Source organism: Xylophilus sp. GOD-11R, from assembly GCF_033546935.1.
GTDB lineage: Bacteria > Pseudomonadota > Gammaproteobacteria > Burkholderiales > Burkholderiaceae_C > Xylophilus.
Genome location: NZ_CP137854.1, coordinates 2,876,415 through 2,898,466, shown reverse-complemented (window position 1 = coordinate 2,898,466; position 22,052 = coordinate 2,876,415). Strand labels below are relative to the sequence as shown.

The following is a 22,052-nucleotide window of genomic DNA, read 5'->3' as shown; positions in this document are numbered from 1 at the left end:
GTCAGCGGCATTGCATGAGCACCGGGGCCGGCGCTTCGGGCGTGGAGGGGGGCGCGGCTGGCGGTTGGCGAAGCTCGTCCTCGTGCTGGGCGTAGAGCGCGGCCAGCGTCGTTTCGTCGACCTGGCCGGCCGGAAGATCGAAGGCGACGCGGCCGTCGCGCAGACCGACGATGCGGTCGAAATGCGCCAGTGCCACGTCGACCTGGTGCATGGTCGCGAGCAGCGTGATCCCACGCTCGCGGGCGGCGCCGGTCAGTGCGGTGATCGCCTGGCGCGAGCGGGTCGGGTCGAGCGCGGACAGCGGTTCGTCGATCAGCCACAGCCGGGCCGGCGCCAGCAGCGCACGCGCCAGGCCGACGCGCTGGCGTTCGCCGCCGGAGAGTCGGTCGACGCGGGCGAAGAGCTTGTCGGCCAGGTCGAAGCGGGCCAGCGCCTGCTGGGCGCCGGGGATGTCCTGCGGATGGAACAGCGAGGCCAGGCTGCGCCACAGGCTCCAGGCCGGCAGGCGGCCGGCCAGCACGGCGGTGACGACGCGCTGGCGCGGTGGCAGCGGCGGCGCCTGCGGTGCCAGGAACAGGGCGCCGCGCTGGCGTTTCAGCGCGCGGGGATGCAGCGTCCAGGGATTGACGCTGTCGAAACCGACCGTGCCGCGGGTGGGCCGCAGCGCGGCGGCCGCGGTCTGCAGCAGGCTGGTCTTGCCGGCGCCCGAAGGCCCGATGACGGCGACCTGCTCACCCGGCGCCAGGGCCAGGTCCACGCCGTGCAGCACGTCGCTGCCGCGCGGCGCGGCCGGGTGGCGCGCATGCACCGCGCGCAGCTCGAGCTTCACGCCCGTGTCCACCGGCGCGGATCAGAGCAGGCCGGCACTCTTGGCGGCAGCTTCGATGCCCTTGTAGTTCTCGGGCCTGGTCGGCACGAAGCGGGTGGCGCGCTGCAGGCCGAGGATTTCCTTGCCTTCCGGCGTGGAGGCATCGAGCGACAGGAAGGCCTGGGCGAGCGCGGCGCGCTGCCCGGCGGGCATGTCGGCACTGACCGACCAGTTGTAGTCGTAATAGGGCGGCGTGGTGTAGAAGACGAAGACCTTGGAGGTGTCGACCTTCTTGTCGGCGACGAACTTCTCCCAGACCGAGATGTTGACCGCGCCGGCCTGCACCTTGCCGCCGGCCACCGCCGCGATGGTGGCGTCGTGCGCGCCGCTGTAGGCGACACGGCGGAAGTCCTTGTCCGGGTCGACGCCGGCCTGCAGCAGGAAGCTGCGCGGCATGAGGTGGCCGCTGGTGGAGCTCTGCGCGCCGAAGCTCACGTCCTTGCCCTTCAGGTCGGCCAGCGTCTTGATGGCCGGGTCGGCGGTGATGAAGACCGACTTGAACTTCTCGTCTTCCTCGCGCTGCACCAGCGGAATCACCTTGCCGCCCGAGCGTGCCTGCGCTTGCACGAAGGTGAAGCCACCGAACCAGGCCAGGTCGACCTTGTGGTTGATGAGCGTCTCGACCGAGGCGGCGTAGTCGGTCACCGGCGTGAACTCGACCTTCATGCCGAGCTTGCCTTCCAGGTACTTCACCAGCGGAGCGGCCTTGCGCGCCAGTTCGGTCGGCGATTCGTCGGGGATGGCGGTGACGCGGAACACCTTCTGGCTCTGGGCGTGCACCTGGGTGCAGACGGCGGCGGCGAGCAGCGCGGTGGCGATCAACGGCTTGGCCCAGCGGGCTTGGAAGAGGCTCATGGTCGACGGAGGCAAAAGCGAAAAACCGGCATTACAACCCGAAAGCGCGGCGATGCGACACTCGTCGGCCCGGAGCGCCGACACGCGACCGGGCTTGTACGACCGAATACCCGGAGCAGATCGATGACTGTCACCCTCGCTTCCAGCGCCTCGCCGCCGCGCCTGACCTCGCTCTCCCACGGCGGCGGCTGCGGCTGCAAGATCGCGCCGGGCGTGCTCACCGAGATCCTGCGGCACAACCGCGGCCTGCCGGTGCCGCCCGAGTTGCTGGTCGGCATCGAGACGTCGGACGACGCGGCGGTCTACCAGTTGAGCGACGAGATCGCCCTGGTCGCGACCACCGATTTCTTCATGCCGATCGTCGACGACCCCTACCAGTTCGGCCGTATCGCCGCGACCAACGCGATCAGCGACGTGTACGCCATGGGTGGGCGGCCGATCATGGCGCTGGCGCTGGTCGGCATGCCGGTGAAGGTGCTGTCGACCGAGGTCATCGGCCAGATCCTGGCGGGCGGCGAATCGGTATGCCGCGACGCGGGCATTCCGATCGCGGGCGGCCATACCATCGACTCGGTCGAACCGATCTACGGGTTGGTGGCGCTAGGCATCGTCCACCCCTCGCGCGTCATGCGCAATGCCGATGCGCGAGTGGGCGACCGACTGGTCCTGGGCAAGCCGCTGGGCGTGGGCGTGCTCTCGGCCGCGCTCAAGAAAGAGGTGCTCGACGAGGCCGGCTACGCGCGGATGATCGCCACGACCACGCAGCTCAACACACCCGGCCCCAAGCTGGCGGCCATCGAGGGCGTGCATGCGCTGACCGATGTGACCGGCTTCGGCCTGGCCGGCCACCTGCTGGAACTGGCGCGTGGCGCGGAACTGGGCGTTGCACTGGATTGGCCGCGCGTGCCGTTGCTCGAAGGGGTGCGCGAGCTCGCCGCGCAAGGCCTGGTCACCGGCGCTTCCGGCCGCAATTGGGAAGGCTACGGCGCCGAGGTGCAGCTGCCGGCCGGCTTCGCCGATCCCGACCACGCCCTGCTGACCGATCCGCAGACCAGCGGCGGCCTGCTGGTGGCCTGCGACGCGGCGTCGGTCGACGAGGTCATCGCGCTGTTCCACCACCATGGATTCGACGCGGCGGCCGACATCGGCGAAGTGGTCGAAGCGCCGGCGGCGGGCGCGCCGCGATTGGTGGTGCGTTCGTGATCGGCGCGGCATGAACCGGCCGGTGGTGCGCCCGGCCGACCGGTCGCGGTTCGACGCGCTGATCGACGCCCGCTCGCCAGCGGAATTCGCGCTCGACCACATTCCCGGTGCCATCAACTGCCCGGTGCTCGACGACGAGGAGCGGCGCATCGTCGGCACGCTCTACAAGCAGACCGGCGCCTTCGAAGCCCGGCGCATCGGCGGCGCGATGGTCGCGGCCAACCTGGCGCGCCATCTGCAGGGACCGTTCGCCGAGCATCCGGCATCCTGGAAGCCGCTGGTGTATTGCTGGCGCGGCGGGCTGCGCAGCGGCTCCATGGTCACCTGGATGCGCATGGTGGGCTGGGACGCGCAGCAGCTCGCCGGCGGCTACAAGGCCTTTCGCCGCCATGTGCTCGATCAGCTTCAGTCGCTGTGCGGACGGCTTCGGCTGGTGATCGTCTGCGGCGCCACCGGCAGCGCCAAGACGCGGGTGCTGCACGCGCTGGCCGATCAGGGCGCGCAGGTGCTCGACCTGGAGTTCTTCGCCAGCCACAAGGGCTCGCTGCTGGGCCAGTTGCCCGGGCAGCCGCAGCCGTCGCAGAAGCGCTTCGAAACCCTGATCGCCACCACGCTCGAATCGTTCGACCCGGCGCGACCGGTGTACGTGGAAGGGGAGAGTCCGCGCATCGGTCGGCTGAACCTGCCGCTGGAGCTCGTCGCCAGCATGCGGGCCGCACCTTGCGTGGAAGTGCAGGCGAGCGACGCCGCGCGGCTGGCCTATCTGCTGGAGGATTACGCCTATCTCGGCGACGACCCGCAGCAGCTCGCCGACCGGCTCGGCCTGCTCAAGGAGATGCAGGGCAAGGAGAACGTGGCGCGCTGGCAGGCCTGGGCGCATACCCGCGACCTGGCGCCGCTGTTCGCGGAGCTGATGGCGCTGCATTACGACCCGCACTACGACAAGTCGCAGTCGCGGCATTTCGCGCGATGGGCCGAGCGTCGACCCTTGGCGGCGGACGATCTTTCGCCTGACGCCGTGGCCCGCATCGCCACCCGGGTGCTGGCCCTCGAAGCCGATTGAAGCAGCGCCTCAGCCGCCCGGCAGGTAACGAAGCAATTCCGGGAAGGCGACGGTCGCGGCGGCGAATCCGCCGGTCAACACCAGCACGGCGATCAGAATGGGGAAAGCTGCCGAATTGCGTTCGGCAGGGGAGGGGGAGGACATGAACCTCGCGCTCTGCTCACCCCGTTGATCGCCATGGTCGGCAGCCTCCGCCCTCCGGGCTTCGGCCTCGAGCCGGGCGTTGTCCAGGCGACGGGCGGCAATCGCCTTTTGCTGTTCGGCACGGAAATGGTTGCCGCCCGGATCGGACTCCACCACCCGCGCCCGCAGCGCCTGTGCCATGGCTTCGAGACGCCGTTTTTCCTGGGCCTGAGCTTCGCGGCGTGCCGAAATGGCGGAATCCTCGAAATCAGTACGGGCGCGCATGCGGTGCCGCGTGGGTTGCGGCAGGGGTTTGGAATGTTGCCATTCGGTATCGGTCATGGATGGTGAGTTTCGCTAACGTCGCACCCCGCGTATGAGGATGGACTCGCGTGCAAGGCGTAGGACGACGCCGACAGTTGCACCGTTTGCCCGGGAAGCCGTCGCGCGACAGGGGGCAATGGACAAGCAATGCCAACGCCAACATCTGTTTCGCCGTTAGATGCTGATTGCTGTATATTTAAACAGTATCTTCACGCGACCCGATTTTCGGCCAGAAACCAGATGAAACGCAGCAGGGATGATGTTTTTGCCGCCATTGGTGCGGCCATGGCCGAAAACCAGGGGCGTGCGCTGGACCGGATCGATGCGGCTGCCGACGTTGCGCTAGCCCAGGCGCGCCAGGCCGTGTCGGTTCGGCTGCAGGACTACCAGCCGGACGGCGATGACGCCGCGCCGACGCAGGCGGAATGGCGCTACCGTCTCAGCCTCGAGCGAGCCTTGGGCGGGCCGCTGTCGGTTCCTGCCGCGTTGCGTGCCTGGGAACATGCTTGCGAAGACGACGAAGAGTCGCTGACCGGTGAGGAGCGCGAACTGGCCCAGGCCTGGATCCGCGCTAGCCAGCGTGCGCACATCGAGGGCACTCGCGGCCTGATGGAGTCCGCTGCTGTCTGGTTCGAGGTGTCGGCTGTCCGCATGGCAGTGCCTGCTGAACCGGTGCTCGAAATGCCGGCAGAAGCAGCGCCTGTCGTGGCATGGCGAGATGAGGCGGAGGTGGAGCCGGTCGACCAGGTCGTTGGCGTCGAGGAGCCGGCGGTCTTGCAGATGCAGCCTGAGGCCACGGTGAGGCGTAGCGCACGTCGCAGTTCGCATGCAGCCCTTGCAGTGGCGCCACCCATAGAAACTTGCCTCGTCAGCCAGCCGATACAGGCCAGCCTTTTCTGAATGGCCGCGTCGTGGATCAGTCGGCTTCCTGCGCCGCCACCATCGCACCGCTGGGTGGGCGAACATGCGCGGTCAAGCTGCTTTCCAGCTGCTGGCAAGCGACCCGCATGTCGTGCAGCTGGTCTTCGCTGGCCTGCCGGTCTTCGATCTGGTGCCAGCACTGCGCCACTAGAAGCCGTGCGTCTTTCTTGCCGGCACCGGCATGCACCCCTGATACCAATACAAAAAGCACCGCTGCCGACGCCGCCACGCAAGTGAAGTAGGCGAGGCGGCTGGGCAATGTCGGCTCCGGCTCGATGGTGGGTTCGGCATCGTGGCGCATGGCGGTCTCGCAAGGTGGTGGGTCGGCTGGGTTGAGCGAGAAGATCGCGCGCCGTCGCACGGAAAAAAGTAGGTCTTTTCCGCACCGGACCTAGCGTAAAAATCCATGGAACACGAAATCCGCGCGCGGATAGCGGCCTATCGAGTTCAGCGCGGCGTCGACTGCAGGCGTTCCAGCAGGTCGAGCGTGGGGTAGCCGTCGGCCGGCTGGCCGATGCTGCGCTGCCAGGCGCGAATGCCGTCGCGGGTGGCCGGTCCCATCATGCCGTCTGGCTGGCCACTGGCGAAATTGCGGTCGTTCAAGGCGGTCTGCAACTGCATCAGCTGGGACCGGCTCAGCGTGACCAGGTCGCGCGGCCAGCTGGCCAGCACGCCTGGCTCGCCGGCCAGCTGCTGCGACAGCAGGCCCACCGCGAGGGCGTAGCTCACCGAGTTGTTGTAGCGCAGGATGGCGCGGAAGTTCGCGCCGACCAGAAACGCCGGGCCGCGTACGCCGGCCGGCAGCAGCACGGTCGCGTCGGCGATGGCGGGCAGGGCAGCGCCTTGCGGCGTCCGCAGCCCTTCGGCTTGCCACCGCTCGCTCGATTGGCGGGTGCGGGTGTCGGCCCGGCCCGGATCGAAGCCGGCCGGCAGTGCGACCTCGTAGCCCCAGGGCTCGTCGCGCTGCCAGCCCGAGCGGGCGAGAAAGTTGGCGGTGGACGCGGTGACGTCGGCCATACTGCCCCAGATGTCGCGGCGCCCGTCGCCGTCGGCGTCGACCGCGTAGGCGAGGAAGTTCGATGGCAGGAACTGCGTCTGACCCATGGCGCCTGCCCAGGAGCCGATCATGTGTGCCCGATCAATGTCGCCGTTCTGCAGGATGCGCAACGCGGCCAGCAATTGTTCCCGCGCCCACTGTTCGCGCCGGCCCTCGAAACCCAGCGTGGCCAGTGCGTCGATCGTGGAGATGTCGCCATAGTTGCTGCCGTAATTGCTTTCCATGCCCCAGATGGCCATCACCACGCTGGCGGGCACGCCGTAGCGGGCGGCGGCCGCGGCGCCGTCGGTGCGCACTTCTTCCCATTTGGCGCGACCGCGTGCGATGCGCTGGGGAGACACGGCGTTGTCGAGATAGTCCCAGACGGCCCGGGTGAACTCCGGTTGCCGGCCGTCGAGCTCGACCACCTGCGGCAGGAAGCGGACGCCGTTAAACGCGGTGCCCAGTGTGGTCGGGTCGATGCCGGCGGCGGCGGCCGATTGGCGTACGCCGTCGAGCCACTGATTGAACCCGTCCGGGGACGTGGGCGACTGCCGCAACGCTGGCGTGGCGTTCGGTGCCGCCGTGGTGTCGACGGGCGCGGTGACGGAGGGCGCAGGCGCGACAGCGGCGGGCGGTGCGCTGGCACAGCCGACGATGGTGGTGGCCACCGCGATGGTGGCGAATGACTGCAGCAGACGATCGGAAGACAGGACGCGGGAGACTTTTGGCATCGAACGATTTTGAACCACGGGTCGACGCCCGAAAAGGCGGCCGGCCCGGGCGGGCTGGCCGTTACGGATACTCAAGCCGGCAGGGATCCGATCAGCTTGTCGAGCGTGATCGGGTAGTGCCGGATCCGGATGCCGCAGGCGTTGTAGACCGCATTGGCAATCGCCGCCGCGCTGCCGCACAAGCCGAGCTCGCCCACGCCCTTGGCTTTCATCGGCGAAGACTTGTCGTCGAGTTCGTCCATGAAGAACACGTCCTGCGAGGGCACGTCGGCGTGCACCGGCACGTGGTATTCGGCGAGGTCGTGGTTGACGAAGTAGCCGTGGCGCTTGTCGACGATGGCCTCTTCCATCAAGGCTGCGCCCAGACCCATGGTCATCGCGCCGATGACCTGGCTGCGCGCGGTCTTCGGGTTCAGGATGCGCCCACAGGCAAAGGCGCCACCCATGCGCCGCACGCGGACCTCGCCGGTCGCCATGTCGACGCCGACCTCGGCGAAATGCGCGCCGAACGTGGCCTGCGCGTACTTCTTGCTCAGATCGCCAAACTCGATGGAGTCCTCGGCCGCGATGCCGTCACGGCCGGCGATGTCGCCGAGCGATATCGCCCGGCCGTTGCTCAGCGCCTTGCCCGATTCGAAGAGCGTGTCGTCGACGGAGAAGCCGGCCTTGCGGGCAATAGCCGCGCGCAAGGCCACGCAAGCGGCGTAGACGCCGGCGGTCGCGCTGTTGCCGCCCCACTGGCCGCCGGAGCCCGCGGACACGGGGAAAGCAGAATCGCCAAGACGCACCTGAACCTGCTCTACCGGCACGCCCAGCATCTCGGCCGCGGTCTGGGCGATGACGGTGTAGCTGCCGGTGCCGATGTCGGTCATGTCGGTCGAGACCGTGACCGTTCCACGATGGTCGATGGCGACCTTCGCGCCGGACTTCATCGTCAGGTTGCCCCGGAAGGCAGTCGCCATGCCCATGCCGACGAGCCAACGGCCGTCGCGTATGCGGGCTGGCGTTGCGCTGCGCTTGTCCCATCCGAAGCGCTGGGCGCCGGTGCGCAGGCAGCCGACGAGATCGCGGTGCGAGAAAGGACGAGACGGTTTTTCGGGGTCGACCTGTGTGTCGTTGGCGATGCGCAGTTCGACCGGGTCCATCCGGAGCGCCTCGGCGAGTTCGTCCATCGCGATTTCCAGCGCCATCAGGCCGGGCGCTTCTCCCGGCGCTCGCATCGCGTTGCCTTCGGGCAGATCGAGCGTCGCCAAGCGGTGCGCCGTCATGCGGTTGGGCGCGGCGTAGAGCTGGCGGGTCTGCATGGCGGCGGTCTCGGGCTGGCCGCCCTCGAGGTCGCCGGACCAGGTCTCGTGGGCGATGGCGGTGATACGTCCGTCGGTGCCCGCACCGATGCGGATGCGCTGAATGGTCGCGGGCCGGTGTGTGGTGTTGTTGACGATCTGCGGCCGCGCCAGCGCGACCTTCACCGGGCGCCCGGCGACGCGCGCGGCGACGGCGGCCATGATCGCGTCGCTGCGCACCCAGAGCTTGGATCCGAAACCGCCGCCGACGAAGCTGGACACCACGCGGATCTTGTCCTTGGGCACGCCGAGGATCTCGGACAAATCGCGGCAGGCCCAGGCGATCATTTGGTTGGATGTCCAGACGGTGAGCTTGTCGCCCTCCCATGCCGCGATGGTGGCGAAAGGCTCCATCGCCGAATGGCTCTGGTCGGGCGTGGTGTAGGTCTGGTCCAGCTTCACGGTGGCGCGTGCGAATGCGCCGTCGAAATCGCCGACGGCGGTGTCCGCCGGATCCTGGCCCATGTCGGGCTTGACCGCGTTCTGCTTTTCAGCGGCCAGGTCGAACTTGGCCGGTGCCGCCTCGTAGTCGATACGGATCAGCTTGGTGGCGGCGCGTGCGTTCTCGAAGGTGTCAGCCACGACGATCGCGACGGCCTGGTCGAAATGCTGCACCTCCGGGCCGGCGAGCAGACGCGCGGTGATGGCCTTGGCCTTGCCGACCTTGCCGGCGTTTTCGTGCGTGACCACGGCAATCACGCCCGGGGCGGATTTCGCTGCCGACGCATCCAGGCGGGTGATACGGCCCTTGGGGATGGCGGCGCCCAGGATCACCCCATAGGCCTGATTAGCCACGACATCGTGACGCTCGTAGGCGTAGGGGGCGGTGCCGGTGGTCTTGCGCGCGCCGTCGATGCGGTCGACGGCATGGCCGATGACGGTCTGGCGATCGATCGGGTTGGTGGTGGCGGGTGTGTCGAATTTCATGGATCAGGCCCGGGCTTCTTGCAAGACGGAGGTGAGCGTACGTTGGAGCAGCAAGGGCTTGAAGCCGTTGTGTTCGCTCAGGCGGGCGCCAGTCAGGGTGGCGTCGACGACGGCTTGCGGTGTCGATTCCTTCTCGGCCGCCTCCACGCGCCATGGCTTGTGCGCGAGTCCGCCGAAGGCGAACTTGCCACGGCCGTCGGGCTGCACGATCGCCGCGATGGAGATCAGGGCGAAGGCGTATGAAGCCCGATCCCGCACCTTGCGGTAGATGTGTCGGCCACCGACAGGTGCCGGCAAGGTCACCGACAGAATCATCTCGCCGGGCGCCAGGGCGGTTTCGATCTGCGGTGTCGCGCCGGGTAGGCGATGGAAGTCAGCGATCGGGATCGTGCGGCTCGTGCCGTCCGCCCGCATCGTGTCGACGGTCGCATCGAGAACCCGCATGCCGACCGCCATGTCGCTCGGATGGGTGGCGATGCACTGATCGCTGGTGCCGACGATGGCGAGATTTCGATCGAAGCCGCCGATGGCCGAGCAGCCGGTGCCGGGCTGGCGCTTGTTGCAGGGCTTGGTGGTGTCGTAGAAATAAGGGCACCGGGTGCGCTGGAGCAGGTTGCCCGCGGTCGTCGCTTTGTTGCGGAGCTGACCGGAGGCGCCAGCCAGCAGGGCGCGGCTGAGCACGCCATAACTCTTGCGCACGCGGGCATCCGATGCGAGGTCGGTGTTGCGGACCAGTGCACCAATCTTCAAGCCGCCGGTCGGCGTGTCTTCTATGCGGTCGAGGCCGAGACGGTTGATGTCGATCAGGTGTGTCGGCGTCTCGATCTGCAGTTTCATCAGGTCCAGCAAATTGGTGCCGCCTGCAATCAGTCGCGCACCGGGGCGCGACGCCAGGGCGGCAGCGGCGGCGGCCGGGGACGCTGCGCGTTCGTAAGTGAAGGGTTTCATGCCTGGTTCCCCGCGACTTCCTGGATCGCATCCAGGATGTTGGAATAGGCGCCACAGCGGCAGAGGTTTCCGCTCATGCGCTCGCGGATCTCGTCGGGGGTCGCTTTCTGGATGGACGAGAGGTCGACGCTGACGTGGCTGGGAACGCCGGCGCGAATCTCGTTTAGCACGCCGACGGCCGAACAGACCTGGCCAGGCGTGCAGTAACCGCACTGGAATCCGTCGTGCTTTACGAACGCGGCTTGCATGGGATGCAATTGGCCGGGCCGGCCCAGGCCTTCGATGGTGGTGATGCGATCGCCTTCATGCATGACAGCCAGAGTCAGGCAACTGTTCACGCGTCGGTCGTTGACCATCACGGTACAGGCGCCGCATTGACCGTGGTCGCAGCCTTTCTTGGTGCCGGTGAGATGGACGTGCTCACGGAGAGCGTCGAGGAGGGTGGTCCGGGGGTCGAGCTTGAGTGCGTGTGACCGGCCGTTGATATCAAGTCGCACAGGGATGTCGACTGGCGAGTCCTGTCCCGTCGGTGGGGTCTTGGGCACACTTACCGGCGGTGTATTGTTTTGCGCTGTTGCAAGGTTGGTCGTCATGCCCGCGACGCCGGATGCAATGACCACGCGGCGGCTGACCTCGAGCGAAGCCGATTCTGGAAAATTCATCGTGGATCCTTGTTGGAAGAGTGGGATCTTGGGCGTCCCTGACTTGATCACGTTAAGCGGGCAATGCCACTGCAGGTGTAGGACTCAATCGAGGTCGCTGGAGAGTCCAACCCAAAAAATTTGGTGAGGCGGCTTGGTGACTGCAAAACGCTGCTATAGTCGAGGGCTCAGCAGATGAGCGGCGTTCTTCAAGTGGATGCAGCGATTGTGCTGAGCAGTCGGGTCGAGGCTTTTGTGGCTGGAGATTTCGGTGGTTGGTGGGGTTGTGCGGGGTTTGAAAAAAATTCTGCGACTTGATTGACCGGATCGAAAAATTCGGTATAGAATTCGAGGCTCAGCTGGAAGTGCTGGAGAGTTAATCGGGTGGGTTGGTCAGGTAATCTGGCTGGTCGATCTGAGAGGCGAATCAGGATTTCCGGCAGACGACGAAAGTCAAAAAAGTTTGACACTCTTTTAAAAAATGTGTTAGAATCTAAGGCTTCGCTGATCGCAGCAAAGCAAGTTGAATGAAGCAGTATTGAGCTGGTTTGTTCGGCAGGAATCTTTAAAAATCTACAGCCGATAAGCGTGGGCGTTTGAGAGGCGGACTTGCCAAGGTTCACAGAACCAGAGAGTCTTCATTGACTCTCATCAAACGCTCATGAGAATAGAAGTGAAGTCACTTCAATTCCGTTTTTATGAGTAAACAATCAAGATCGAACTGTAGAGTTTGATCCTGGCTCAGATTGAACGCTGGCGGCATGCCTTACACATGCAAGTCGAACGGTAACAGGTCTTCGGATGCTGACGAGTGGCGAACGGGTGAGTAATACATCGGAACGTGCCCGATCGTGGGGGATAACGCAGCGAAAGCTGTGCTAATACCGCATACGATCTACGGATGAAAGCGGGGGATCGCAAGACCTCGCGCGGACGGAGCGGCCGATGGCAGATTAGGTAGTTGGTGGGGTAAAGGCTCACCAAGCCTGCGATCTGTAGCTGGTCTGAGAGGACGACCAGCCACACTGGGACTGAGACACGGCCCAGACTCCTACGGGAGGCAGCAGTGGGGAATTTTGGACAATGGGCGCAAGCCTGATCCAGCCATGCCGCGTGCAGGATGAAGGCCTTCGGGTTGTAAACTGCTTTTGTACGGAACGAAAAGGTCTTCTTTAATACAGAGGGCCCATGACGGTACCGTAAGAATAAGCACCGGCTAACTACGTGCCAGCAGCCGCGGTAATACGTAGGGTGCAAGCGTTAATCGGAATTACTGGGCGTAAAGCGTGCGCAGGCGGTAATGTAAGACAGATGTGAAATCCCCGGGCTCAACCTGGGAACTGCATTTGTGACTGCATTGCTGGAGTGCGGCAGAGGGGGATGGAATTCCGCGTGTAGCAGTGAAATGCGTAGATATGCGGAGGAACACCGATGGCGAAGGCAATCCCCTGGGCCTGCACTGACGCTCATGCACGAAAGCGTGGGGAGCAAACAGGATTAGATACCCTGGTAGTCCACGCCCTAAACGATGTCAACTGGTTGTTGGGTCTTCATTGACTCAGTAACGAAGCTAACGCGTGAAGTTGACCGCCTGGGGAGTACGGCCGCAAGGTTGAAACTCAAAGGAATTGACGGGGACCCGCACAAGCGGTGGATGATGTGGTTTAATTCGATGCAACGCGAAAAACCTTACCCACCTTTGACATGTACGGAATTTACCAGAGATGGTTCAGTGCTCGAAAGAGAACCGTAACACAGGTGCTGCATGGCTGTCGTCAGCTCGTGTCGTGAGATGTTGGGTTAAGTCCCGCAACGAGCGCAACCCTTGTCATTAGTTGCTACGAAAGGGCACTCTAATGAGACTGCCGGTGATAAACCGGAGGAAGGTGGGGATGACGTCAAGTCCTCATGGCCCTTATAGGTGGGGCTACACACGTCATACAATGGCTGGTACAGAGGGTTGCCAACCCGCGAGGGGGAGCTAATCCCATAAAGCCAGTCGTAGTCCGGATCGCAGTCTGCAACTCGACTGCGTGAAGTCGGAATCGCTAGTAATCGCGGATCAGAATGTCGCGGTGAATACGTTCCCGGGTCTTGTACACACCGCCCGTCACACCATGGGAGCGGGTTCTGCCAGAAGTAGTTAGCCTAACCGTAAGGAGGGCGATTACCACGGCAGGGTTCGTGACTGGGGTGAAGTCGTAACAAGGTAGCCGTATCGGAAGGTGCGGCTGGATCACCTCCTTTCTGGAAAAACTAGCAAGTTCTAGCGTTATTGAACGCCCACACTTATCGGTTGTTGGAAGAGTCGAGTAGATCGACGATGGGTCTGTAGCTCAGCTGGTTAGAGCACCGTCTTGATAAGGCGGGGGTCGTTGGTTCGAGCCCAACTAGACCCACCAAGTCTTTCTGCTGGATGGGATATATCTGTGTGTGCGCGAATGAGTGCATGTCGGCAGACCTGGGGGGATTAGCTCAGCTGGGAGAGCACCTGCTTTGCAAGCAGGGGGTCGTCGGTTCGATCCCGTCATCCTCCACCAAACACCATGTCGGCGAGGTCTGCGAGAAGCAGGCGTTGTCGGGTTATCGAAGATTGGTTCAACACCAAAGTAGCTTTGCAAGAGGCTGCTTTGTTGTTGATCGCGATAGTGCGATCAATCGGCTGTTCTTTAAAAATTCATAGAGTCGAATCAGCGTTGTCGGCGGAAATGAGGTCAAGGCCTCAACCGTGCCGTCGGCAACATGAATTTTTGATTGCGTCAAAACGAATATTCAGCAAGTCTGAAAAATTCGAAGTATCGAGGCCGCAAGGCTTCATACGGCATAACGCGCCAGGTGAAAGACCTGGCAATTCCTTGAAGAATGATTTTGGAGTTTCGACAAGAGACGTCAAAGTTATAGGGTCAAGTGAATAAGAGCATGTGGTGGATGCCTTGGCGATGATAGGCGACGAAGGACGTGATAGCCTGCGATAAGCTTCGGGGAGCTGGCAAATTAGCTTTGATCCGGAGATTTCCGAATGGGGAAACCCACCCTCAGGGGTATCGCATGATGAATACATAGTCATGCGAGGCGAACCGGGTGAACTGAAACATCTCAGTAGCTCGAGGAAAAGACATCAACCGAGATTCCGAAAGTAGTGGCGAGCGAAATCGGAAGAGCCTGCTGGTGATAGCACGATTCTTAGCAAAACGATCTGGAAAGGTCGGCCATAGCAGGTGATAGCCCTGTATGCGAAAAGAGACGTGTGGTACTAGGCCAGCGACAAGTAGGGCGGGACACGTGTAATCCTGTCTGAATATGGGGGGACCATCCTCCAAGGCTAAATACTCATCATCGACCGATAGTGAACTAGTACCGTGAGGGAAAGGCGAAAAGAACCCCGGGAGGGGAGTGAAATAGATCCTGAAACCGCATGCTTACAAAAAGTAGGAGCCCGCAAGGGTGACTGCGTACCTTTTGTATAATGGGTCAGCGACTTACATTCAGTGGCAAGGTTAACCGAATAGGGAAGCCGTAGAGAAATCGAGTCCGAATAGGGCGTCCAGTCGCTGGGTGTAGACCCGAAACCAAGTGATCTATCCATGGCCAGGATGAAGGTGCCGTAACAGGTACTGGAGGTCCGAACCGACTAGTGTTGCAAAACTAGCGGATGAGCTGTGGATAGGGGTGAAAGGCTAAACAAACTTGGAAATAGCTGGTTCTCTCCGAAAACTATTTAGGTAGTGCCTCGCGTATTACCTTCGGGGGTAGAGCACTGTTTTGGCTAGGGGGTCATGGCGACTTACCAAACCAAGGCAAACTCCGAATACCGAAGAGTACAGCGCGGGAGACAGAGCACCGGGTGCTAACGTCCGGACTCAAGAGGGAAACAACCCAGACCGCCAGCTAAGGTCCCTAAAATTGGCTAAGTGGGAAACGAAGTGGGAAGGCTAAAACAGTCAGGATGTTGGCTTAGAAGCAGCCATCATTTAAAGAAAGCGTAATAGCTCACTGATCGAGTCGTCCTGCGCGGAAGATGTAACGGGGCTAAGCCAGTTACCGAAGCTGCGGATGTGCAATTTATTGCACGTGGTAGGAGAGCGTTCTGTAGGCCTGTGAAGGTGTCTTGTAAAGGATGCTGGAGGTATCAGAAGTGCGAATGCTGACATGAGTAGCGTTAAAGGGGGTGAAAAGCCCCCTCGCCGTAAGCGCAAGGTTTTCTACGCAACGTTCATCGGCGTAGAGTGAGTCGGCCCCTAAGGCGAGGCAGAGATGCGTAGCTGATGGGAAACAGGTCAATATTCCTGTACCGATCAATAGTGCGATGTGGGGACGGAGAAGGTTAGCTCAGCCAACTGTTGGACATGTTGGTTCAAGCCTGTAGTCGTGCCTGGTAGGCAAATCCGCCGGGCTTAGATGAGGGGTGATAACGAGTCTGCTTGCAGACGAAGTGAGTGATACCCTGCTTCCAGGAAAAGCCACTAAGCTTCAGCTATTGACGACCGTACCGCAAACCGACACTGGTGCGCGAGATGAGTATTCTAAGGCGCTTGAGAGAACTCGGGAGAAGGAACTCGGCAAATTGACACCGTAACTTCGGAAGAAGGTGTGCCTTTAGTAGGTGAAGGGATTTACTCCTGGAGCCCAATGAGGTTGCAAAAAATCGGTGGCTGCGACTGTTTATTAAAAACACAGCACTCTGCAAACACGAAAGTGGACGTATAGGGTGTGACGCCTGCCCGGTGCTGGAAGATTAAATGATGGGGTGCAAGCTCTTGATTGAAGTCCCAGTAAACGGCGGCCGTAACTATAACGGTCCTAAGGTAGCGAAATTCCTTGTCGGGTAAGTTCCGACCTGCACGAATGGCGTAACGATGGCCACACTGTCTCCTCCCGAGACTCAGCGAAGTTGAAATGTTTGTGATGATGCAATCTCCCCGCGGAAAGACGGAAAGACCCCATGAACCTTTACTGTAGCTTTGTATTGGACTTTGAACGGATCTGTGTAGGATAGGTGGGAGGCTTTGAAGCAGGGTCGCTAGATCTTGTGGAGCCAACGTTGAAATACCACCCTGGTGCGTTTGAGGTTCTAACCTAGGTCCATTATCTGGATCGGGGACAGTGCATGGTAGGCAGTTTGACTGGGGCGGTCTCCTCCCAAAGCGTAACGGAGGAGTTCGAAGGTACGCTAGTTACGGTCGGACATCGTGACGATAGTGCAATGGCATAAGCGTGCTTAACTGCGAGACTGACAAGTCGAGCAGATGCGAAAGCAGGACATAGTGATCCGGTGGTTCTGTATGGAAGGGCCATCGCTCAACGGATAAAAGGTACTCTGGGGATAACAGGCTGATACCGCCCAAGAGTTCATATCGACGGCGGTGTTTGGCACCTCGATGTCGGCTCATCTCATCCTGGGGCTGTAGCCGGTCCCAAGGGTATGGCTGTTCGCCATTTAAAGAGGTACGTGAGCTGGGTTTAAAACGTCGTGAGACAGTTTGGTCCCTATCTTCCGTGGGCGCTGCAGATTTGAGGAAGCCTGCTCCTAGTACGAGAGGACCGGAGTGGACGCACCTCTGGTGTATCGGTTGTCACGCCAGTGGCATTGCCGAGTAGCTAAGTGCGGAAGAGATAACCGCTGAAAGCATCTAAGCGGGAAACTCGTTTCAAGATGAGATCTGCCGGGGCCTTGAGCCCCCTGAAGAGTCGTTCTAGACCAGGACGTTGATAGGTCAGGTGTGGAAGCGCAGTAATGCGTTAAGCTAACTGATACTAATTGCTCGTGCGGCTTGACCCTATAACTTTGATCTGACCAAAATTAGATTCAAGGTGTTATGCCAAGACGTAATCAAAATACCTCAAGCTGATTTCAAACTCTATGAATTCGCTGTCCTGACATAAAAACCAGGACGGCAACCCTTTATGCCTGATGACCATAGCGAGTTGGTACCACTCCTTCCCATCCCGAACAGGACAGTGAAACGACTCCGCGCCGATGATAGTGCGGGTTCCCGTGTGAAAGTAGGTCATCGTCAGGCTATTACAGCCCGCAATACCCCCCAGTCGTAAGATTGGGGGGTTTTGTCTTTTTACGGGCGCAAGGCGCCGAATCATTCAATTAGGCGATTGATGGCGCCCATGAGGTGAATGCTTGTCTGCGACTGCGACTGCGACTGCGACTGCGACTGCGCTGGGGTGCGCTGAGCTGAGCTGATCGCTCTGGATGACCGTCGACCACTCAAAATAACTGGCCGCTCAGATTTGATCTAACTTCGTGAGAACCTGGGTTGATCGTGAGGTGTCTCTCGGGCAGCCGATCCGACGAATCGACGCGACCTGTTTGGCTCAATTCGCCATCACCTCACCGCCCGGATCGATACCTCCAAGCCTCAGCAGCGCCTCATCGCGCCAGTACGCCAGTGCGGAAAAATACCCCTCCCACACGCACCCGTTGCGCCCCCGCCCGCGGCAACCCGTCGGATGCGCCGGCGGCGACCTGAAGTCAACCACGCCCACCAGCGCCAATCGCGCCGACACTATCTCTATCGAGCGGTCCGCTGAAGCCGTATCGATGAGCGCAGGTAGGTTCATGACCGTTTGTGGCCACGTGAATTTGCCACTTTTGCGAGTCCCTGAAAATATTAAACGTGCCAGACCAATGGCTGATTTGATGCTGGAGCCCTCGGCGCCCACCTTGACTCTAGCTTCCCTCGTCATGTGAGAAACCAAGGCGGTCTGCCAGCAGGCCGTCGAAGTCATGGTTCAGGAGGTCCTCTGCCCCCGAGAATGCAGAGCCAATACAAGAAGTACAAAAGGTCGATAAATGACGATTCAATGGTTCCCTGGACATATGCACTCGACCCGCAAGGCGATGGCCGAACGGATCAAGGACATCGACGCGGTCGTCGAGGTGCTCGATGCCCGCATGCCGGGCTCCAGCTGCAATCCGCTCCTGGCGGAACTCACTGCCGGAAAGCCTTCACTCAAGGTGCTCAACAAGCAGGACACGGCCGATGCCGATCGAACTGCAGCCTGGCTTCTCCACTACAACGCGAAGCCGGATGTGTCCGCTATCGCGCTGGACGCCAGCATGACGGCGCCGGCCCGGCAGATCATCGATGCGTGCCATCTGCTGGCACCGAATCGAGGCGGCATGGCCAAACCCATGCGGGTGATGATCTGCGGCGTTCCCAACGTTGGAAAATCAACCCTGATCAACACCCTGACCGGGGTGAAGAAAGCCAAGACCGGCGACGAAGCGGGCATCACCAAGATGGAGCAAAGGATCGTGCTTGCCGACGATTTCTATCTTTGGGACACGCCGGGCATGCTGTGGCCTCGCATAGCAGTCGCCCAGGTCGGTGACCGCTTGGCAGCCGGCGGAGCGATCGGTCGAAACGCCTATGACGAAGAGGGCGTTGCGCTGGATTTCCTGAACTACGTCAAGGGACCCTATGCGGATCTGCTTAAAACACGCTTTCGACTCGATGGCGCGATCGATGATATCCAGCAGATGAAGGATGAAGACCTGCTGGAGTTCATCGGCCGCCAGCGTGGCGCGCTGCTGGGCAAAGGCCGCGTCAATCTGCAAAAAGCGGCGGAGATCGTAATTCATGAATTTCGGTCGCTGGCGCTCGGCAGGATGACGCTGGAAACCCCGGAGGAGTTCGCGCGCTGGCAGGCAGAGGGTGATCGCCTGTCGGATGAGCGTGCCGCCAAGAAGGCCGCTCGCAAGGATCGCCTGCGCGCCGGCTGACTCCGGCTCCGTTGGAGGACAAATGAACTATCTTGATCGACGTCGTGGCGCACGCGGAATGCGCGCCGCGCCGAGCGCCACCGACGCGCAGTTTGCGCTTGATCGCTTCGGCCGTCTGGCAATCTTGTCGGCAGCCGAGCATGACGAAGCAACGATGTGCCGGCTGATCGAGTCCTCTCTCGTGGAACTCTGCGGTGCGCGTGTCCTGGTCATTCTCCGATGGGGAGCAACGCCCGATACGTTCGAGCATGTCCGTTCTACTCATCCCGCGATCCATCCTTCAGGCGAATTTCCCGGGGCGCCGGACGACCTGTTTCTCCAGCGAATCTTGCGCGCCACAGAAGCCGAGCACTGGCCTGATGCGCGCGCGGCGGGCTCCGCCTTCCTTGCTTGCGAGCAACTGATGGCGCAAGGTTGCGAGTCGGCATTGAGCGTTCCCATTCGCTTCGGCGGACGAACGCTCGGCGCCATCGTCTTGATGCACAAGGCGCACTGGTACCAGCCCGGCCACATCGTGCTTTGCCAGCCGTTCGCCGCCATGTTGGCGGCCGACTGGGCAGCGAGCCGCCACTGAGCCCGGTCAAGGCGTCACGCCGTAAGTCAGTCCCTGTTCCTTGAGGTAACGCCGGTAATGTGCGGACAGCAGATCGGCACGCTGGGCCTGCTCGCTGCGGGTCTGCAACGGCAGCCGTTGCGGTCGCTGGCTTTCGAGAATGGGTTTGTCCTGCGCGAACACCGTGTCCTGGAAGTCGCGCACGGCCTCGTCCGGTTCCGGTGAGCGCACACCCGAAAAGACCATCCACACCTGAGACTCGGCCTCGCTCACCGGCTGGATGAACAGCGTGATCGCCTCGGCGACATCGGCGCCGACGATCTGCTTGGTCAGGATGGCGGCGAGCGGGCGCGAGATGCGATAGCCGTATTCGACGTCTGCCGGCCCGGTCGCCTGCAGATTGGCCTGCGGCTGCAAGACACGCATGCCGACGGCGCGGACACCGGCTTGGCCACTGCCGTCGACGAAAGGTTCGACCCGGTATTCGGGAATCTCCGTGAGGTCGGCATGGCCGAGGATGCCCTCGTGTACGAATGAAAAATGCGCCATGTCGATGAAGTTCTCCACCACCCGCGGCGCGCAGGCGTTCACCGCGTAGGGGCCGGCCATGATGTTGCGCAGCCGGGGGTCGTCGAACTCTTCATACGGAATCACCGGCCGGCTCGGCGAGCCGAGGCACACCCAGACCAGCCCGTGGTGTTCTTCGGCGGCGAATGACCGCACTATGGATTCGGCCGGCAAAGGCGCGGAGGGTTGCGCAGGCTTGAGCGTGCAGCGGCCCGCACCATCGAAACGCCAGCCGTGATAAGGGCAGGTCAGGTTCCCACCGACCACGCCGCCAAGCGACAGCCTGGCGCCCCGATGCGGGCAGCGGTCGTCCCAGGCGTGGATGGAGCCGTCGTCGTCGCGCCAGACGACGATCTCTTCTTCGAGCAGGCGGGCCGCGCGATGACCGCCTGGGGGAATCTGGTGGCTGAAGGCGACCGGGTGCCAGTCGTTCCAGAGCAGCTCATCGTGTCGGCGTGGGAGGTCTTCTGCAAGTGTCATGCGATGCGTCGGAGCAATCTGCGTTCCCGAAGCGCGGCCACAGGCGGCACCTCAGGGCAAAAGGTGCCGATATTGCAGGAAGCCGGATCGTTCGGCCACCTGGTCGTACAACTTCATCGCGTCGTGATTGGTCTCGTGCGTGAGCCAATAGACGCGCGACGCACCCGCTGCTGCCGCACTTTCGTAGACGTGCCGGATCAGCCGGCGACCCGTGCCTTTGGCTCGCAAGGCCGGATCCACGAACAGATCCTGCAGATAGCAGTACGGGCCGGCCGTCCAGGTGGAGCGGTGATAGATGTAGTGGACCAGGCCGATCAGCTGATTGCCCTCGACCGCCACGGCACAGTGCATGGGTTCTGTGGGGTCGAGCAGCCGCGCCCAGGTCGATTCGGTGACCGCCGGGGCAATCTCCACCTTGTAGAAGGCCTGGTAGCCGAGCCAGAGTTTCAGCCAGGCATTGAAGTCTTGCGGTTCGACGGGGCGGATCAGAACGGGCGATGCGGTTTGGGGCATATCGGGCGAGATGTGATGGTGGAGGTTCCAGCGCCATTGGAAAGGTTGCCATGCATTCGGCCAAGGTCCGCCCGCGTGGTCGGCGATGGTGCCAAACCAGTCTGCGACTGTCCGGGTCAGAGCGACATCGCCGTGCGCACCATCATCGACATGCGGGTGACGCCCATCTTGAGCAGGATCGACTTGATCTGCGTGCGCACCGTGTTGATCGACACCGCGCGCTCTTCGGCGCACTCCTGCGGCGTCAGACCTTCGCTGGCCAGCATCGTCACCAGCTCCGCCTCGGCGCGGGTCAAGGGAAAGATCGTTTGCAGGCGACGCATGCGCTCGGCCGACGATTGCGGCGACGGAGCGGTCAGCATCCAGAGTGGCCGCTGCCAATCCCGTGCGAGTTGTGCCGATGCCGGCACTGCCGTCAGGAAGAAATGGCGCTTGAGTCCATCGCCCCGTACCACGGTGAATGCGCCGCGCTCACGCGCGGTCTGCCATCCGCCGATCGGCTGCAGCCGGCCGTGGTGCATCGGCAGGTGTTCCATCCCCAGTGCCCTGGCTGCGGCGTTGTCGACCAGGATCAGGCCGGTCTCGTCCAGCAGCAGTACGGGCACGGTCATGGCGTCGAGGAGGGCGGTGACCAGGGCATGCTGTTGTCGGCCCAGGTCGAGTTGCTCGCTGAGGCGGCGAGCCCTGCCGACATGGCTGGTGAGCGTGTCGAGCATGGCCTGCTGGCCCGGCGCTAGCGTGGTGCCCGGCGCCATCACGAAGCTCATGAATTCGCTGCGCTCGCTGGTGCGGGTCACGACGGTGCCGCACCAGTGCGACGAGCCATGGGGGCGAAGAAATTCCTGGTGGTAAGCGCTGCGATTGCGTACGGCGTCGCTCAAGGCTTCGGTATCGAAGAACCAGCGCCCGCTGGCCCATTTCTCGACGAGGCCCGGGGTGGGGTCGAGTCGGTGGAAGTCCTTGGTGTAGGCGGTGACCATGCTTTCGAGATTGGCCGCATCGTCGGACACCAGTGTCTCGATGCGGGGCACGCCGATGCGGTGCTCGACCGACAGCAACCCGGCGACCCGCGCGCCTGCAATGTTGCGCAGGCCGTCCAATGCAAGACGCCAGTCGGCGCCTTCGAGTGCCGCGGCGTAGATGGAATCGATCAGCGAACCGGTACCAACTCCTTGCCGAGCCTGCATGGCTATCCACCTCTCAAAATCGATTTAG

At 62.4% G+C, this 22,052-nt stretch carries 18 protein-coding genes, 2 tRNA genes and 3 rRNA genes; 10 read left to right on the top strand and 13 right to left on the bottom strand.

Annotated features, from left to right (window positions below; translation table 11 throughout):
• Nucleotide 1: 1 nt before the first annotated feature.
• Both R9X41_RS13560 and R9X41_RS13555 read right to left on the bottom strand, forming a co-directional pair.
• Nucleotides 2-829 (bottom strand): phosphonate ABC transporter ATP-binding protein, encoded by an 828-nt coding sequence (locus R9X41_RS13560; RefSeq protein ID WP_318630977.1) that lies wholly within the window; start codon nt 827-829, stop codon nt 2-4.
• Between the two features lie 21 nt (nt 830-850).
• Nucleotides 851-1,723 (bottom strand): putative selenate ABC transporter substrate-binding protein, encoded by an 873-nt coding sequence (locus R9X41_RS13555; protein WP_318630976.1) that lies wholly within the window; start codon nt 1,721-1,723, stop codon nt 851-853.
• Nucleotides 1,724-1,846: 123 nt separating this feature from the next.
• Between R9X41_RS13555 and selD the strand changes: the two genes are divergently transcribed.
• Nucleotides 1,847-2,926, top strand: a complete 1,080-nt coding sequence (selD, locus tag R9X41_RS13550; RefSeq protein WP_318630975.1) for a selenide, water dikinase SelD — start codon at nt 1,847-1,849, stop codon at nt 2,924-2,926.
• Nucleotides 2,927-2,936: 10 nt separating this feature from the next.
• On the top strand, nt 2,937-3,989 hold the full coding sequence (gene mnmH, locus R9X41_RS13545) for a tRNA 2-selenouridine(34) synthase MnmH (protein ID WP_318630974.1): 1,053 nt from the start codon (nt 2,937-2,939) through the stop codon (nt 3,987-3,989).
• 9 nt (nt 3,990-3,998) lie between these two features.
• Here the strand turns inward: mnmH and R9X41_RS13540 are convergent, their stop codons facing one another.
• On the bottom strand, nt 3,999-4,454 hold the full coding sequence (locus R9X41_RS13540; RefSeq protein WP_318630973.1) for a hypothetical protein: 456 nt from the start codon (nt 4,452-4,454) through the stop codon (nt 3,999-4,001).
• Nucleotides 4,455-4,676: 222 nt separating this feature from the next.
• On the opposite strand from R9X41_RS13540, the gene R9X41_RS13535 reads away from it, so the two are divergent.
• Nucleotides 4,677-5,336 (top strand): hypothetical protein, encoded by a 660-nt coding sequence (locus R9X41_RS13535; protein WP_318630972.1) that lies wholly within the window; start codon nt 4,677-4,679, stop codon nt 5,334-5,336.
• A gap of 16 nt (nt 5,337-5,352) precedes the next feature.
• On the opposite strand, the gene R9X41_RS13530 is transcribed toward R9X41_RS13535, so the two are convergent.
• The 6 genes from R9X41_RS13530 to R9X41_RS13505 all read right to left on the bottom strand — a co-directional run bounded on the left by R9X41_RS13530 (nt 5,353) and on the right by R9X41_RS13505 (nt 11,609).
• A complete protein-coding gene (locus R9X41_RS13530; protein WP_318630971.1) occupies nt 5,353-5,658 on the bottom strand; it encodes a hypothetical protein in 306 nt (101 codons plus the stop codon).
• Between the two features lie 146 nt (nt 5,659-5,804).
• Nucleotides 5,805-7,127, bottom strand: a complete 1,323-nt coding sequence (locus tag R9X41_RS13525; protein ID WP_318630970.1) for a lytic murein transglycosylase — start codon at nt 7,125-7,127, stop codon at nt 5,805-5,807.
• Between the two features lie 71 nt (nt 7,128-7,198).
• Nucleotides 7,199-9,397 carry an aldehyde oxidoreductase molybdenum-binding subunit PaoC gene (gene paoC / locus R9X41_RS13520; RefSeq protein WP_318630969.1) on the bottom strand — a complete coding sequence of 733 codons (2,199 nt, stop codon included), beginning with the start codon at nt 9,395-9,397 and terminating at the stop codon, nt 7,199-7,201.
• Nucleotides 9,398-9,400: 3 nt separating this feature from the next.
• On the bottom strand, nt 9,401-10,345 hold the full coding sequence (locus R9X41_RS13515; protein ID WP_318630968.1) for an FAD binding domain-containing protein: 945 nt from the start codon (nt 10,343-10,345) through the stop codon (nt 9,401-9,403).
• Nucleotides 10,342-11,007 (bottom strand): aldehyde dehydrogenase iron-sulfur subunit PaoA, encoded by a 666-nt coding sequence (paoA, locus tag R9X41_RS13510; protein WP_318630967.1) that lies wholly within the window; start codon nt 11,005-11,007, stop codon nt 10,342-10,344. The genes R9X41_RS13515 and paoA overlap by 4 nt, the downstream gene beginning before the upstream one ends.
• Nucleotides 11,008-11,195: 188 nt before the next feature.
• Nucleotides 11,196-11,609 (bottom strand): hypothetical protein, encoded by a 414-nt coding sequence (locus R9X41_RS13505; RefSeq protein WP_318630966.1) that lies wholly within the window; start codon nt 11,607-11,609, stop codon nt 11,196-11,198.
• A gap of 95 nt (nt 11,610-11,704) precedes the next feature.
• Here R9X41_RS13505 and R9X41_RS13500 point away from each other — a divergent pair.
• From R9X41_RS13500 to rrf, 5 genes are all read left to right on the top strand, one after another.
• Nucleotides 11,705-13,233: ribosomal RNA gene (locus R9X41_RS13500) — 16S ribosomal RNA — on the top strand.
• A gap of 78 nt (nt 13,234-13,311) precedes the next feature.
• Nucleotides 13,312-13,388, top strand: a tRNA-Ile gene (locus R9X41_RS13495).
• 62 nt (nt 13,389-13,450) lie between these two features.
• Nucleotides 13,451-13,526, top strand: a tRNA-Ala gene (locus R9X41_RS13490).
• A 361-nt stretch (nt 13,527-13,887) separates the two neighbouring features.
• A 23S ribosomal RNA gene (locus R9X41_RS13485) occupies nt 13,888-16,765 on the top strand.
• A 128-nt stretch (nt 16,766-16,893) separates the two neighbouring features.
• Nucleotides 16,894-17,006: ribosomal RNA gene (rrf, locus tag R9X41_RS13480) — 5S ribosomal RNA — on the top strand.
• Together the 16S, 23S and 5S rRNA genes with 2 tRNA genes alongside form the textbook arrangement of a ribosomal RNA operon.
• A gap of 307 nt (nt 17,007-17,313) precedes the next feature.
• Here the strand turns inward: rrf and R9X41_RS13475 are convergent.
• On the bottom strand, nt 17,314-17,727 hold the full coding sequence (locus R9X41_RS13475; RefSeq protein WP_318630965.1) for a hypothetical protein: 414 nt from the start codon (nt 17,725-17,727) through the stop codon (nt 17,314-17,316).
• A gap of 64 nt (nt 17,728-17,791) precedes the next feature.
• Between R9X41_RS13475 and ylqF the strand changes: the two genes are divergently transcribed.
• Both ylqF and R9X41_RS13465 read left to right on the top strand, forming a co-directional pair.
• Nucleotides 17,792-18,724: a ribosome biogenesis GTPase YlqF gene (gene ylqF, locus R9X41_RS13470; RefSeq protein ID WP_318630964.1), complete on the top strand. Its 933-nt coding sequence runs from the start codon at nt 17,792-17,794 to the stop codon at nt 18,722-18,724.
• Nucleotides 18,725-18,746: 22 nt separating this feature from the next.
• Nucleotides 18,747-19,298 carry a GAF domain-containing protein gene (locus tag R9X41_RS13465; RefSeq protein ID WP_318630963.1) on the top strand — a complete coding sequence of 184 codons (552 nt, stop codon included), beginning with the start codon at nt 18,747-18,749 and terminating at the stop codon, nt 19,296-19,298.
• Between the two features lie 6 nt (nt 19,299-19,304).
• Here R9X41_RS13465 and R9X41_RS13460 read toward each other — a convergent pair whose 3' ends face one another.
• From R9X41_RS13460 to R9X41_RS13450, 3 genes are all read right to left on the bottom strand, one after another.
• Nucleotides 19,305-20,324 (bottom strand): Rieske 2Fe-2S domain-containing protein, encoded by a 1,020-nt coding sequence (locus R9X41_RS13460; RefSeq protein WP_318630962.1) that lies wholly within the window; start codon nt 20,322-20,324, stop codon nt 19,305-19,307.
• A 51-nt stretch (nt 20,325-20,375) separates the two neighbouring features.
• Nucleotides 20,376-20,837 (bottom strand): GNAT family N-acetyltransferase, encoded by a 462-nt coding sequence (locus R9X41_RS13455; RefSeq protein WP_318630961.1) that lies wholly within the window; start codon nt 20,835-20,837, stop codon nt 20,376-20,378.
• Between the two features lie 116 nt (nt 20,838-20,953).
• A complete protein-coding gene (locus R9X41_RS13450) occupies nt 20,954-22,024 on the bottom strand; it encodes a helix-turn-helix transcriptional regulator (RefSeq protein ID WP_318630960.1) in 1,071 nt (356 codons plus the stop codon).
• Nucleotides 22,025-22,052: the final 28 nt, after the last annotated feature.

What these genes read in the sequence shown, in the direction of transcription:
- R9X41_RS13555 (WP_318630976.1), bottom strand. Translation starts at nt 1,723, where the DNA reads ATGAGCCTCTTCCAAGCCCGCTGGGCCAAGCCGTTGATCGCCACCGCG.
- selD (WP_318630975.1), top strand. Translation starts at nt 1,847, where the DNA reads ATGACTGTCACCCTCGCTTCCAGCGCCTCGCCGCCGCGCCTGACCTCG.
- mnmH (WP_318630974.1), top strand. Translation starts at nt 2,937, where the DNA reads ATGAACCGGCCGGTGGTGCGCCCGGCCGACCGGTCGCGGTTCGACGCG.
- R9X41_RS13540 (WP_318630973.1), bottom strand. Translation starts at nt 4,454, where the DNA reads ATGACCGATACCGAATGGCAACATTCCAAACCCCTGCCGCAACCCACG.
- R9X41_RS13535 (WP_318630972.1), top strand. Translation starts at nt 4,677, where the DNA reads ATGAAACGCAGCAGGGATGATGTTTTTGCCGCCATTGGTGCGGCCATG.
- R9X41_RS13530 (WP_318630971.1), bottom strand. Translation starts at nt 5,658, where the DNA reads ATGCGCCACGATGCCGAACCCACCATCGAGCCGGAGCCGACATTGCCC.
- R9X41_RS13525 (WP_318630970.1), bottom strand. Translation starts at nt 7,127, where the DNA reads ATGCCAAAAGTCTCCCGCGTCCTGTCTTCCGATCGTCTGCTGCAGTCA.
- paoC (WP_318630969.1), bottom strand. Translation starts at nt 9,397, where the DNA reads ATGAAATTCGACACACCCGCCACCACCAACCCGATCGATCGCCAGACC.
- R9X41_RS13515 (WP_318630968.1), bottom strand. Translation starts at nt 10,345, where the DNA reads ATGAAACCCTTCACTTACGAACGCGCAGCGTCCCCGGCCGCCGCCGCT.
- paoA (WP_318630967.1), bottom strand. Translation starts at nt 11,007, where the DNA reads ATGAATTTTCCAGAATCGGCTTCGCTCGAGGTCAGCCGCCGCGTGGTC.
- R9X41_RS13475 (WP_318630965.1), bottom strand. Translation starts at nt 17,727, where the DNA reads ATGACTTCGACGGCCTGCTGGCAGACCGCCTTGGTTTCTCACATGACG.
- ylqF (WP_318630964.1), top strand. Translation starts at nt 17,792, where the DNA reads ATGACGATTCAATGGTTCCCTGGACATATGCACTCGACCCGCAAGGCG.
- R9X41_RS13465 (WP_318630963.1), top strand. Translation starts at nt 18,747, where the DNA reads ATGAACTATCTTGATCGACGTCGTGGCGCACGCGGAATGCGCGCCGCG.
- R9X41_RS13460 (WP_318630962.1), bottom strand. Translation starts at nt 20,324, where the DNA reads ATGACACTTGCAGAAGACCTCCCACGCCGACACGATGAGCTGCTCTGG.
- R9X41_RS13455 (WP_318630961.1), bottom strand. Translation starts at nt 20,837, where the DNA reads ATGCCCCAAACCGCATCGCCCGTTCTGATCCGCCCCGTCGAACCGCAA.
- R9X41_RS13450 (WP_318630960.1), bottom strand. Translation starts at nt 22,024, where the DNA reads ATGCAGGCTCGGCAAGGAGTTGGTACCGGTTCGCTGATCGATTCCATC.